This window comes from Vibrio sp. 070316B, assembly GCF_013114115.1.
In the GTDB taxonomy this organism is placed as follows: Bacteria; Pseudomonadota; Gammaproteobacteria; order Enterobacterales; family Vibrionaceae; genus Vibrio; species Vibrio chagasii_B.
This window is the reverse complement of record NZ_VTYC01000034.1, coordinates 50,085-62,671: the sequence shown is the minus strand read 5'-3', so window position 1 is coordinate 62,671 and position 12,587 is coordinate 50,085. Positions and strand designations below refer to the sequence as shown.

Below are 12,587 nucleotides of genomic sequence, written 5' to 3'. Positions count from 1 at the left end.
GGTCACTCAGTTCATTGAAATCAAGTTGAAACCGAAGTTTCATTTTTTGATATTCATCAACGAGTGCCCACACAGATTGATAGGTTTAAATTGTTAAAGAGCTTAACTTCTTGAGCGTTCTTTTTTAGTAAGGAGCCTCTCGAAGTGGACGGCCATTCTAGCGAATTAACATTCAGTGTCAAACACTTTTTGAAAATTAATTTTTTGTTGCTTTCCGTCTTACTGATTATTGCTGAAGCCTTATGGCGCCTGCCGTCTCAGTGGGGTCGCATTATAGGGAACCCTTTCAGCTTAGCAACTACTTTTTCATAAAAAATGAATAAATAGAGGTTAAGTGTCTAATAGTTCACCTAAATATAAAAAAGAGAGCATTTCTGCTCTCTTTTTGCACTAAATCTAAAGGAATTATTAGATAAACGCGTAAGCATCTGCGTACATATGGTCACGCTTTGCTTCTTTATTTTGTGTAAATAGGTCTCTTGCTGCGCCCGCCATTTCAAAGCGACCTGCAATATAGATATCAAAATCAGCCAGTGACTCGAAGCTTTGTGTAATTGCTTCAAGCACATTACCAGTTTGGCCATGCCAAACTTCCGGCGCCTCTTCTACTACAGGTACGAAATGTACATTGCTATGCTTTTCTGCAATATCGACAAGCTCTTCTTTCGCGTATAGCTGGCACTCGTCTTTTGCACCCCAGTAAAGGTGAATCTCTTTCTTGCTGTTTTGTGCAATGCAGTGATCCAGAATCGAACGTACGTAGCTAAAACCCGTACCACCAGCAATCAATAGTAGAGGGCGTTCACTCTCTTCTTTAATCCACGCATCACCGTGTGGCGCATCAATCGCGATATCACCATCTTCAGCCTGTGCCTTTTTCATTGCTTCAACCACTTCTAATGCATAAGCATTGTGTTCAGCTGCACCAATATGTAGTTCTAGTTCACCTTCATGGCGACAAGGGCTGCTCGCAATTGAAAATGGACGCTTATCTTTCTCACCCATTTCAACCATCAGGTACTGACCAGCTTTAAAGGCAACTGGTGTCTCTGGATGAAGCAGGATTTGGTAAGTGTTACAAGCCAAAGGCTCGATAGACTTAACTTTACATTTAATAGTCATGTTCTTCCTCTCACTAACCCTTAATCGGCAAAGGTTAGAACTAAATTACTTTCTGCAAATGCTTGGCAAGCGAAAATCCAACCCTGTTGCTGCTCTTTCTCTGTGAGCATGGGTTCAAGGTGGTAACTCACTTGCCCTTCTAATTTTTTGCACATGCACATAGCACATGCGCCAACTTGGCAACGGTTAGGGAAATAGATATCGCTGTTGAGCGCAGCATCCAAGACCGTTTGCCCTTTTTCTACGGTGAAACTGATGTTTTCTGGGTACAAGACTACTTGGTAGCTCATAAAATTCCTAGTTGTTCCCAGATGCTATCAATCTTTTTGACCAGCTCAGGATCTTTTGTGATTGGAACGCCCCACTCACGCAAACACTCACCTTCCCACTTATTGGTTGCATCGAGCCCCACTTTGGAGTGCCCAATTTCGTTCTGAAGGAATAAGGTATCTCTAGCTGGATCCATTCTGGTGGTTACCGCCCAGATGATGTCGTTCCAGTCGCTCACGTTAACATCACCATCACAGACGACAACGAACTTGTTCTCATCAAATTGAGACCAAACCGCTTCCATGATTTTCTTACCATTACCTGCAGCTTGTTTATCTATCGATACCACAACCATGCTGGCATTATCGTTCTGCAGGTGAATATCAATAATTTCAGGATGAACTTTGGTTAATTCAGCTAAACCACCTTCGATATGATCACTGTTTTCTGGAGTAGATTGCACATCAGGCGACAATGCTAACTCGGCATCCCACTTCTTAGTGATGTCTAAGCCCATCTTAGAACCTAACCCAACGACCGGTGATGCAAAGTCCAACGAATCAATTGGCGTGTTCTCTATCATCAAGGTATCACGTGACGGATCCATATGTTTGCACATCGCAGCCGTAACTTGTGACCAATCGCGAGCGTTAACATCCTCATCGCACACCAATACAAACTTGGTATACATGAATTGACGTAAGAAAGACCATACGCCCATCATCACTCGTTTAGCGTGACCTGGATATTGCTTCTTCATAGTCACCACAGCCATTCGATACGAACAACCTTCAGGTGGTAGATAGAAATCTTCTATCTCCGGGAATTGCTTTTGAAGAATAGGAACAAACACTTCATTCAATGCAACACCCAATACTGCAGGCTCATCTGGCGGGCGACCTGTGTATGTACTGTGGTAAATCGGGTTCTCACGCATGGTTACATGAGTAATGGTAAACACGTTGTGCTTTTCTTTCTCGTTGTAGTAACCAGTGTGATCGCCGTAAGGCCCTTCGTCAGCGAATTCATTCGGATCGATGTAACCTTCCATCACGATTTCAGCACTTGCTGGGACTTCTAGGTCATTACTGATCGATTTAACCACTTCAGTTTTGCTACCACGCAGCAGACCAGCAAACGCGTATTCCGATAAGGTATCTGGCACTGGCGTTACCGCGCCAAGAATCGTTGCAGGATCGGCGCCAAACGCAACAGATATTGGAAACGGCTTACCTGGGTTCTGTTCAGCCCAGTCACGTAGATCCAGCGCACCACCACGGTGAGCCAACCAACGCATGATAATTTTGTTCTTACCAATCTTTTGTTGACGGTAGATACCTAAGTTTTGGCGTTTCTTGTTCGGGCCGCGAGTAACCGTTAACCCCCAAGTAAGTAGTGGTGCGACATCATCAGCCCAACAGCTCATTACTGGGATTTTATCTAGGTCGACCTCGTCGCCTTGCCACACGACTTGTTGGCACGCTGCTTTACGAAGACGCTTAGCTGGCATGTTCAATACTTGTTTGAACACGGGTAACTTATCAATCGCGTCCTTAAAACCTTTCGGCGGCTCAGGCTCTTTTAAGTAAGCCAATAACTTGCCCACTTCGCGCAGTTCTTTAACTTCCTGACGGCCCATGCCTATCGCAACACGATTGGGAGTACCAAATAAATTGGTCAAAACAGGCATGTCATAACCTACCGGGTTCTCGAACAGAAGAGCCGGGCCACCAGCACGTAGAGTACGGTCGCTAATTTCGGTCATTTCATAGTCTGGGTCGACTGGGTGAGAAATGCGTTTCAACTGACCAATACTTTCAAGATGGTCGATAAAATCACGTAAATCTTTAAAACTCATAGAACTTCTACATGCTGATTATTCTGCGCTCAGTATATCAAAAAGGGGCATCGTGAGATCCCCCTTTTTAGTAAGGTTATTGAGAGGTAAAACCCAGTTACGGAAGCACTTGCTGTATCACTGAACTTTTGACTTGTGGGTTATCATTCACTAGGTCTTGTAGCCAGTTGGTGTGCCCTTGTTTTGCCAACTCACGAGCGACCAATGGCGCATCATCGGCGATCGCCATGCGAGAAACTAAAAAGTCTTTCACCTCTTCTGAAAGTGGGTTCACTCTCGTCAGCAAAGTAATCGCTTCTTCTTTTAATCTTGGGTTTTTCGTTGCAGCCATCACCTGCTCTAAGGCAAATGGGGATTTACTCTCAGCGAGACGAACCAGCTCAGCTTGGCTATGATAATCGGCTTTCATCTTCCAGAGGATTTGATAGACACCCGGGTCTTCGCTCACCTGTGCCAATCGAACCACTACTTCGGTAGAGGGTAACCAGCTGACTATCGGTGACTCCGTTAGCTGTTTCGCTAAGTAATTCACGGCCTCTGGCGATAAGCTATCCAATTCTCTTATGAGTAGCGCTTCTCGAGTTTGGACCTGATGCTCAGAGCCAGTTAGCCACTCTTTGAGGTTGAGGTTCTGTTTCTCTGCATCGAGCACAAACACCAATGTATTTTGATCAGCACGGAATTGTTTGATTAAGCGGTTTGCTATCGAAGGATAATTAAAGGCTGGCACCGTAAACTCATAGCCATCACCACGCTCTAATACCTGGTAGGTTGGCGTAATAGCGAGCTGTTGCTCCACAAAGATAGACATCTTCGGTGTGAGTACGATTTTTTGCTGTTCGAGCTTCTTCAAGAGTTGGTAACGAGCCACCTCTTGTTGGGGAAATGTCAGACGCTCAAGTGCAAAGCGCAGCGAATTCACTTCGTCACGCACGACAAACTCGAGCAATTCAGCAGTTTTCAGTTTTACTTGATCATTCTCAAGCCAAGACTCTACTGTATGTGGAGACATCTCGGTGGCATTAACGATGCCGACCGGTGAAAGTAACAGTGAAGTAGACAAGAGTAATGATGACAACAGTCCATGTTGCATTTTAACTTCCTTGTAACACTTTTGGTCATTCTGCAAGCTGCCGCTACAAAATGCAAATAAAAAGCGCTACCCGAGGGCAGCGCTTTCTAATAACTATCAGCTAATCAAGATTACTGACGACGCATAGCGTCAAAGAACTCATCGTTCGTTTTCGTCATTGCTAGCTTGTCGATAAGGAATTCCATTGCATCGATTTCGCCCATTGGGTGAACAATCTTACGCAGGATCCACATCTTCTGTAGTTCATCGTTCTTAGTAAGAAGCTCTTCACGGCGAGTACCAGAGCGGTTGAAATCAATCGCAGGGAATACACGCTTTTCAGCAATCTTACGGTTCAGGTGCAGTTCCATGTTACCTGTACCTTTGAATTCTTCGTAGATAACTTCATCCATCTTAGAACCAGTATCAACCAGTGCTGTAGCGATGATAGTTAAGCTACCGCCTTCTTCAACGTTACGAGCTGCACCGAAGAAACGCTTAGGACGGTGAAGTGCGTTTGCATCCACACCACCTGTTAGTACTTTACCTGATGAAGGTACTACCGTGTTGTATGCACGCGCTAGACGAGTGATTGAGTCCAGAAGGATAACCACGTCTTTCTTGTGTTCAACAAGACGCTTCGCTTTCTCGATAACCATTTCTGCTACTTGTACGTGGCGAGATGCTGGCTCATCGAATGTAGAAGCAACTACTTCACCTTTAACTAGGCGCTGCATTTCTGTTACTTCTTCCGGACGCTCATCGATAAGTAGAACCATTAGTTCACACTCAGGATGGTTGTGAGCGATGCTTTGCGCAATGTTTTGCAGAAGCATTGTCTTACCCGCTTTTGGCGGAGCAACAATCAAGCCACGCTGACCTTTACCAATTGGAGATGCAAGGTCAAGGATACGAGCCGTGATATCTTCTGTCGCACCATTACCACGTTCCATAACCATGCGTTCGTTAGCATGCAGAGGGGTAAGGTTTTCAAAAAGGATCTTGTTACGAGCGTTGTCTGGTTTGTCGTGGTTTACCGTGTTTACTTTCAGTAGAGCAAAGTAACGTTCACCATCTTTAGGTGGGCGAATCTTTCCGGCAATTGAGTCACCAGTACGTAGGTTGAAACGACGAATCTGACTTGGTGATACGTAGATATCATCAGGACCCGCTAAGTACGAGCTGTCTGCGCTACGAAGAAAACCAAAACCGTCTTGCAGAATTTCAAGAACACCGTCACCGAAGATGTCTTCACCACTTTTTGCATGTGCTTTAAGGATAGCGAAGATAATGTCCTGTTTTCTTAGACGAGCTAGGTTTTCAAGGCCTAGGCTTTCGCCAAGTTTAACAAGTTCAGACACAGGTCTGTTCTTCAGTTCTGTAAGATTCATTGTGGTGGATGCTTGTTTAGTCAAAATAAGATCTGTTTTCTAGTTAAGAGGGATTCGGTCACAGGATCGACCAAGAAGAGAAATTCGTTCAATTAACGTGCGATAAATTAGCACTAAAACTAAGACTAGTCCATAGCTTAGAAAAAACAAAACCGTGCATTTGTTAACTGCACGGTTTCTTTATCAAATGCTCACCTGATTATAGGTTAGCGTCTAGGAACTCTTTAAGTTGAGTTTTAGACAATGCACCAACTTTAGTCGCTGCTACGCCGCCATCTTTGAAAAGAAGAAGCGTTGGAATGCCGCGAATACCAAACTTTGGTGGTGTTCCAGCATTTTGGTCGATATTAAGTTTACCGATAGTGAGCTTGCCTTCGTACTCGTCTGCGATTTCATCAAGAATCGGCGCAATCATCTTACAAGGGCCACACCATTCTGCCCAAAAATCAACAAGAACAGGGCCTGCAGCGTTGATCACATCGTTCTCAAAACCGTCATCAGTTAGCTGCAAAATCTTATCACTCATCTTCCACTCCAATGTATTTTTTAGAACTGGTTGGATGATAACCAGTAAATAGATGCCCTATTGGAATGTATTTACTTTCGTATTGCAAGCTTAAGCTGATATTCTATAGCAATGAAAAAGACGCATATCACAGAGCAAAAGTTCGCCGACTTGGATTTACTTCCGCAAGTCATTGAAGGATTGGAGAAAAAAGGGTTCGATTATTGTACCCCTATCCAAGCCTTGGCGCTCCCGGTACTGCTCACCGGCCAAGACATTGCAGGCCAGGCCCAAACGGGTACTGGTAAAACGCTTGCGTTTCTTACTGCTACTTTTAACCACCTACTAAAAACACCTGAGCATGAAGGGCGCAAGCCTAACCAGCCACGTGCGATTATTATGGCACCTACTCGCGAACTCGCGATTCAGATCTACAACGATGCTGAATCCCTAGTCGCAAGCACTGGTATCAAAGCAGCATTGGCTTACGGTGGCGAAAGCTACGACAAGCAGCTAGGTAAGATCGAAGAAGGCGCAGATATCTTAATTGGTACCACTGGCCGTATTATCGATTTCTACAAGCAGAAGGTATTTAACCTTAACCACATTCAAGCAGTAGTACTGGATGAAGCAGACCGTATGTTCGATCTGGGCTTCATTAAAGACATCCGCTTCTTGTTCCGTCGTATGCCTGAGCCTAAAGATCGTTTGAACATGCTGTTCTCTGCGACTCTGTCTTACCGTGTACAAGAGTTGGCTTTCGAGCACATGCATAACCCAGAGCATGTTGTTGTTGAGCCAGAGCGTAAAACAGGCCACCGTATTAAAGAAGAGTTGTTCTACCCTTCTAACGAACACAAGATGGCACTGCTGCAGACACTAGTAGAAGAAGAGTGGCCAGAGCGCGCTATCATCTTCGCTAACACCAAGCACAAGTGTGAATCAGTTTGGGGCCATTTGGCTGCCGATGGTCACCGTGTTGGTCTGCTGACTGGTGATGTACCACAGAAGAAACGTGAAAAGATTCTTGAGCAATTCACTCAAGGTGATGTTGACCTACTGGTTGCAACCGACGTTGCTGCTCGTGGCCTACACATTCCTCAAGTAACGCACGTATTCAACTTCGATCTACCTGACGACTGTGAAGATTACGTTCACCGTATCGGCCGTACAGGTCGTGCTGGTGCAAGTGGTCACTCGATCAGCTTTGCTTGTGAAGATTACGCAATCAACTTGCCACCAATCGAAGAGTACATTGAGCACGCGATCCCAGTGTCTGACTACGACGCTTCTGCACTGCTAGAAGATCTACCAGCACCATTGCGCTTACGCACACGTAACCCGCAACAACGCCGCTCAAACAACAATGGCTCACGTAACGGTAACCGTAAACCAAACCAGAACCGTCGCCCACGCCAACCGCGTCACAACAAGGAAGCTTAGTCGCTTATGAGTCAAACAGTGTCACCCCCGCTTTACGCTGCAATCGACCTCGGGTCGAACAGTTTTCATATGCTCGTTGTGCGTCATATCGATGGCAGCGTACAAACCATGGCTAAGATTAAGCGCAAAGTGCGTTTAGCTGCAGGCTTAGATGAAAATAATGCGCTTAGTGCAGAAGCCATGCAGCGCGGTTGGGACTGTTTGAGTCTCTTTGCAGAGCGACTGCAAGATATTCCGAAAGAAAATATCCGCATTGTAGGTACAGCGACCCTACGTACTGCTATCAATGTGGATATCTTTCTAGAGAAAGCGAACCAGATTCTTGGTTACGACATCAATGTTATCTCTGGTGAAGAAGAAGCTGCGACTATTTATAAGGGCGTGGCACACACTTCAGGTGGCAGCGGCCGCCGACTGGTAGTCGATATTGGTGGCGCAAGTACCGAGATGATCATCGGTGAAGGCTTCTCGGCGAAAGCACTGACCAGCTTAAAAATGGGCTGTGTTACTTGGCTTGAACGCCACTTTAAAGATCGCCAATTAACCGCAACCAACTTTAACAACGCCATTGAAGCGGCAAAGTCGACGTTGGCTCCGATTCTAGATAGCTACACCGATATCGGATGGGATGTGTGTGTTGGCGCCAGTGGTACCGTTCAGGCACTGCAAGAAATCATGTTAGCGCAAGGCATGGATGAGGTTATTACTCATGCCAAACTTAAGCGCCTACAGAAACAAGCGATGATCACTGAGCGCTTGGAAGAGCTAGAAATAGAAGGGTTAACCCTTGAACGCGCACTAGTGTTCCCAAGTGGTCTTTCTATTCTTATTGCGATTTTTGAGCTGCTTGAAATCGATTCAATGACACTCGCAGGCGGCGCACTCCGTGAAGGCCTAGCCTACGAGATGGTTGATGAGCTGCGCCAAGACGATATCCGAGCTCGCACCATCAAGAGCGTTCAATCACGCTACCAGATGGACGTAAGCTACGGTGACCAAGTCGCAGCAGCAGCGCAGGCTCTGTTAGAGCAGGCAGGCGGCGAAACTTGGGTGTCAGAACCTCAAGCTGGTGTCCTACTGCAAACTGCAGCCAAACTTCATGAAATCGGTTTAACCATCGACTTCAAGAAAGGTGGTGAACACAGTGCTTACCTACTACAGAACCTAGATTTACCTGGTTTCACTCGCGCACAGAAACACTACCTAGGTGAATTAACGCGACGCTACCGTGAACAGCTAACATCACTGCCAGAGCAACACGCAGTATCAGGCACAAGCAGTAAACGTATCCTACGTATTCTGCGCCTAGCGATTCTATTAACGCATCGTCGTAATCCAGAGCTAGAGCCTGAGTTTACGCTAACGGCTGACGATAATAATCTGACTCTAACACTCTCTAAGCAATGGCTAGCCGACAACCCGCTGACCGCTGCAGAGCTAGAGATTGAATCGAATCGACAAACAGACATTGGCTGGCCACTTTCTATTGAATGCCTCGTATAATCATATCTGACACTAAAAGTAAAATAGCCCAAGTTAGTCTACTAACTTGGGCTATTTATTATCTTTGCACTAATGCCTTTCTAATCTGATCCTCACACATTAACACCTGTCGCTTTAAAGTCAGGGTTCACAGCGGTTAACTTCTTAACGATGTAGTTCAGAAGCACGCCGTACATAGGCACGAACAAGCCTAAGCTGATGATAAGTTTGAAGCCGTAGTCGACTAAAGCAATCTCAGTCCAGTGCTCAGCCATAAATGGATCTGGGCTTTGGTAGAAAGCAATCGCAAAGAAAGCGATGGTATCAATGGCATTACCGAATAACGTTGAACATGTTGGGGCAACCCACCATTGTTTAAGCTGACGTAAGCGGTTGAAAACGTGAACATCTAAGATCTGGCCAAGTAAGTAAGCCATGAAGCTTGCCGCTGCGATACGTGCAACAAACAGGTTGAACTCGCCTAATTGGCTAAAGCCTTGGAATGAGCCTTCAAAGAACACCACTGACAAAAAGTAAGAAACGGCCAGTGCAGGTAACATCACTAAGAAAATGATTTTACGAGCAAGCTGCGCACCAAAAATGCGTACAGTCAGATCAGTCGCTAGGAAGATAAACGGGAAAGTGAAAGCACCCCAAGTGGTGTGCATACCGAAAACGGTAAAAGGTAGCTGAACCAGATAGTTGCTTGACGCAATAATGATCAAATGGAACAAAACTAATAGTGCTAGGGCTTTGCGCTGTTGCGCAGGGGTAAAGTTACTCATGCTGTACCTTTTTAGTTTGGTTTGGGGGTGAGGGAACCCAAATCGAGTCATTTCTTCGAATAAACTAAGAAAGCTCTTACCAATAATGTGAATTAAAAATGTATCTATAATTTGCTCTATCGAGCGGCGGGCGATTATACATTAATCAATATTGGCTGCAATGGTGAGAACAAACGCAAACGTTTATTCTCACTTTTATTGGTAAATGGCGTTAGAAACCAAGTTTAAAAGCCAGGCTTAAAAGCTACGTTTAGAAGCGGTGCTAAAAGTTAAAAACCGCGCTTGAAAAGCGTTGCGAGATAATCAAACTCTTCTCGGCTTTCTTCCGCATTCAACGACTCAAACCAAATTGATTCGCTGTAATGTTCAGACTTTAAAAACATCCGACAATCTTCAAAATCGATCAACCAAGAGTGCATGTCGGCGTCCCATTGTTTTTCAACTACAGAAGCGGACAACAATGCCACCAGCTTTTCACCTAATACTTCGTAAGAATCAAAATCAAAACTTGGAGACGTAATCAATAAACACCCTTCCTCAGCCAAATACTCTCTTAAGCCAAATTCTGTTTGTGTTGTCATGTCCCTATCAACCTTATTCTTTTCTATGATCTCGTCGCTATTAGAAGCTAAGCGACTCTGCAAATTAGCCGTGTGTCGTGATGTGTTCTTGAATCAAATCTAAGAATGGGTCTGCGTACTTATCGAGTTTACGCTGACCAACACCGTTAACCGCCAGCATCTCACCGTATGAGGTAGGCAGTACTTCGGCCATATCAATCAAGGTCGCATCACTGAATACCACATAAGGTGGCAAGCCATCTTCATCAGCAATCGACTTACGCAGCTTACGCAGTTTGGCAAACAGCTTCTTATCGTAGTTCTTGCTGCTGAGTTTATCGGACTTAGCATTGCGCACCGCCGTATCCAAGCGAGGCACAGCTAATTCTAAAGACATCTCACCACGCAGTAGCGGACGTGCTTCTTCTGTTAGCTGTAATGTCGAATTACGGGTGATGTTCTGGAACAGCAAACCTTTGTGAATCAACTGACGGAAGATGCTGATCCAGTAGTCGTGGCTGTGGTCGCGGCCAATGCCGTAAGTTGAGAGCTTATCGTGACCATTATCGCGCACGCGGATGTTCTGCATGCCACGCATCACTTCCACCACATAGCCCATACCAAACGACTGATTCACACGGTACACACAAGACAACGCCTTCTGCGCCTCTTGGGTCGCATCAAAGTGTTTTGGCGGATCCAAGCAGATATCGCAGTTGCCACATTGCTTCTCACGATATTCACCAAAATAGTTGAGCAGTACCTGACGACGGCAAGTCTGCGCTTCGGCAAAGGCACTCATCGCGTTTAGCTTATGCATCTCGACCTGTTTTTGCGGGCCTTCTTCTTTTTCATCCAGCATACGACGCAGCCAACCCATATCAGCAGGGTCAAACAACATCATGGCTTCAGCAGGTAAGCCATCACGACCAGCACGGCCAGTCTCTTGATAGTAAGACTCGATGTTACGTGGAATGTCAAAGTGCACCACAAAGCGAACGTTGGGTTTGTTGATCCCCATACCAAATGCCACGGTCGCGACAACGATCTGGATATCATCTCGTTGGAAGGCTTCTTGAACGTAAGCGCGCTCATCGGTGTCCATGCCGGCGTGATAACCCGCAGCACGAATACCGTTGTTACATAGCTTCTCGGTCACCATCTCCACTTTCTTACGGCTACCACAATAGATGATGCCGCAATTGCCCTTCTGAGTTTCTAGGTAACGAACCACCTGTGAAACGGGCTTATGCTTCTCAACTAAGTTATAGCGGATATTAGGACGGTCGAAGCTGCCCAAGTAAGTATGCGGATCCACCAGCTGCAGACGCGAGATAATGTCTTTGCGTGTTGCATCGTCGGCGGTTGCCGTCAGCGCCATATAAGGCACGTGCGGGAAATATTGTTTAAGTTGGCCTAATGATGCATATTCCGGACGGAAGTCATGCCCCCATTGAGAGATACAGTGCGCTTCATCCACCGCAATCATCGAAAGCGGTAAACCTTGAAGGCGTTCGATAAAGTCACGCATCAACACACGCTCTGGCGACACGTAAACCATCTTCAATTGGCCGGAATTCATGCGATTGAACACACTCATCAGTTGGTCACGTGGCATTGAAGAGTTGATGCACTCTGCTGCCACACCATTGGCTTTCAACTGATCGACCTGGTCTTTCATCAGCGAGATCAGCGGTGAGATAACCAGGGTCAGCCCTTCACGAACTAAAGCAGGGATCTGGTAACACAAAGATTTACCACCACCCGTCGGCATTATCACCAAGCTATCTCGGCCTTGAACAGCCAAATCAATGACCTCTTGCTGACCATCGCGAAAGCTTTGATAGCCAAATACATCTTCGAGGATGTTTTGCGCATCATTCGCGGGAGTTGGTGTTTGCTCAGCAATCAGAGTGGCGGTCATTGTGGTTCCTAATCGAGGTATAAAGTCAGCATGCAGCATCGGCAGGCAAGTCGCACATTGTAGAGTGGAATGCTGGCGAATTAAACCGCAAATTGTTAGGTGAAAAGGGTTAACGCTCCTATACTGACCAACTCTCTTTATAAATCCTATTAATAAGCACTCTGTGCCAGAGAAA

The 12,587-nt window shown here is 45.8% G+C and carries 11 protein-coding genes; 2 read left to right on the top strand and 9 right to left on the bottom strand.

Annotated elements, in window-relative coordinates; all coding sequences use genetic code 11:
• Window positions 1–408: 408 nt before the first annotated feature.
• From fre to trxA, 6 genes are all read right to left on the bottom strand, one after another.
• On the bottom strand, window positions 409–1,122 hold the full coding sequence (gene fre, locus F0251_RS20350) for an NAD(P)H-flavin reductase (RefSeq protein ID WP_004741188.1): 714 nt from the start codon (window positions 1,120–1,122) through the stop codon (window positions 409–411).
• A gap of 20 nt (window positions 1,123–1,142) precedes the next feature.
• Complete coding sequence (locus F0251_RS20345) at window positions 1,143–1,412, bottom strand: 2Fe-2S iron-sulfur cluster-binding protein (RefSeq protein WP_008224727.1); 270 nt, start codon at window positions 1,410–1,412, stop codon at window positions 1,143–1,145.
• A complete protein-coding gene (gene ubiD, locus F0251_RS20340; RefSeq protein WP_171731691.1) occupies window positions 1,409–3,250 on the bottom strand; it encodes a 4-hydroxy-3-polyprenylbenzoate decarboxylase in 1,842 nt (613 codons plus the stop codon). Before ubiD ends, F0251_RS20345 begins: the two co-directional genes overlap by 4 nt.
• 97 nt (window positions 3,251–3,347) lie before the next feature.
• A complete protein-coding gene (locus F0251_RS20335) occupies window positions 3,348–4,343 on the bottom strand; it encodes a hypothetical protein (RefSeq protein WP_171731690.1) in 996 nt (331 codons plus the stop codon).
• 110 nt (window positions 4,344–4,453) lie between these two features.
• On the bottom strand, window positions 4,454–5,713 hold the full coding sequence (gene rho / locus F0251_RS20330) for a transcription termination factor Rho (protein WP_004741192.1): 1,260 nt from the start codon (window positions 5,711–5,713) through the stop codon (window positions 4,454–4,456).
• A gap of 199 nt (window positions 5,714–5,912) precedes the next feature.
• Window positions 5,913–6,239: a thioredoxin TrxA gene (gene trxA, locus F0251_RS20325; protein WP_004741193.1), complete on the bottom strand. Its 327-nt coding sequence runs from the start codon at window positions 6,237–6,239 to the stop codon at window positions 5,913–5,915.
• Window positions 6,240–6,350: 111 nt separating this feature from the next.
• Between trxA and rhlB the strand changes: the two genes are divergently transcribed.
• Window positions 6,351–7,661 carry an ATP-dependent RNA helicase RhlB gene (rhlB, locus tag F0251_RS20320; RefSeq protein WP_061034318.1) on the top strand — a complete coding sequence of 437 codons (1,311 nt, stop codon included), beginning with the start codon at window positions 6,351–6,353 and terminating at the stop codon, window positions 7,659–7,661.
• 6 nt (window positions 7,662–7,667) lie between these two features.
• Window positions 7,668–9,164: a guanosine-5'-triphosphate,3'-diphosphate diphosphatase gene (gene gppA, locus F0251_RS20315; RefSeq protein WP_171731689.1), complete on the top strand. Its 1,497-nt coding sequence runs from the start codon at window positions 7,668–7,670 to the stop codon at window positions 9,162–9,164.
• 92 nt (window positions 9,165–9,256) lie between these two features.
• On the opposite strand, the gene F0251_RS20310 is transcribed toward gppA, so the two are convergent.
• From F0251_RS20310 to recQ, 3 genes are all read right to left on the bottom strand, one after another.
• Window positions 9,257–9,928, bottom strand: coding sequence for a 7-cyano-7-deazaguanine/7-aminomethyl-7-deazaguanine transporter (locus F0251_RS20310; protein ID WP_171731688.1), 672 nt, complete (start codon window positions 9,926–9,928; stop codon window positions 9,257–9,259).
• A 269-nt stretch (window positions 9,929–10,197) separates the two neighbouring features.
• On the bottom strand, window positions 10,198–10,509 hold the full coding sequence (locus F0251_RS20305; RefSeq protein ID WP_171731687.1) for a DUF3630 family protein: 312 nt from the start codon (window positions 10,507–10,509) through the stop codon (window positions 10,198–10,200).
• A 64-nt stretch (window positions 10,510–10,573) separates the two neighbouring features.
• Complete coding sequence (gene recQ / locus F0251_RS20300; protein WP_171731686.1) at window positions 10,574–12,412, bottom strand: ATP-dependent DNA helicase RecQ; 1,839 nt, start codon at window positions 12,410–12,412, stop codon at window positions 10,574–10,576.
• Window positions 12,413–12,587 lie beyond the last annotated feature (175 nt).

Coding starts and splice junctions, on each gene's coding strand:
- rhlB (WP_061034318.1), top strand. CDS start 6,351: ATGAAAAAGACGCATATCACAGAGCAAAAGTTCGCCGACTTGGATTTA.
- gppA (WP_171731689.1), top strand. CDS start 7,668: ATGAGTCAAACAGTGTCACCCCCGCTTTACGCTGCAATCGACCTCGGG.
- fre (WP_004741188.1), bottom strand. CDS start 1,122: ATGACTATTAAATGTAAAGTTAAGTCTATCGAGCCTTTGGCTTGTAAC.
- rho (WP_004741192.1), bottom strand. CDS start 5,713: ATGAATCTTACAGAACTGAAGAACAGACCTGTGTCTGAACTTGTTAAA.
- F0251_RS20335 (WP_171731690.1), bottom strand. CDS start 4,343: ATGCAACATGGACTGTTGTCATCATTACTCTTGTCTACTTCACTGTTA.
- ubiD (WP_171731691.1), bottom strand. CDS start 3,250: ATGAGTTTTAAAGATTTACGTGATTTTATCGACCATCTTGAAAGTATT.
- trxA (WP_004741193.1), bottom strand. CDS start 6,239: ATGAGTGATAAGATTTTGCAGCTAACTGATGACGGTTTTGAGAACGAT.
- F0251_RS20345 (WP_008224727.1), bottom strand. CDS start 1,412: ATGAGCTACCAAGTAGTCTTGTACCCAGAAAACATCAGTTTCACCGTA.
- F0251_RS20310 (WP_171731688.1), bottom strand. CDS start 9,928: ATGAGTAACTTTACCCCTGCGCAACAGCGCAAAGCCCTAGCACTATTA.
- F0251_RS20305 (WP_171731687.1), bottom strand. CDS start 10,509: ATGACAACACAAACAGAATTTGGCTTAAGAGAGTATTTGGCTGAGGAA.
- recQ (WP_171731686.1), bottom strand. CDS start 12,412: ATGACCGCCACTCTGATTGCTGAGCAAACACCAACTCCCGCGAATGAT.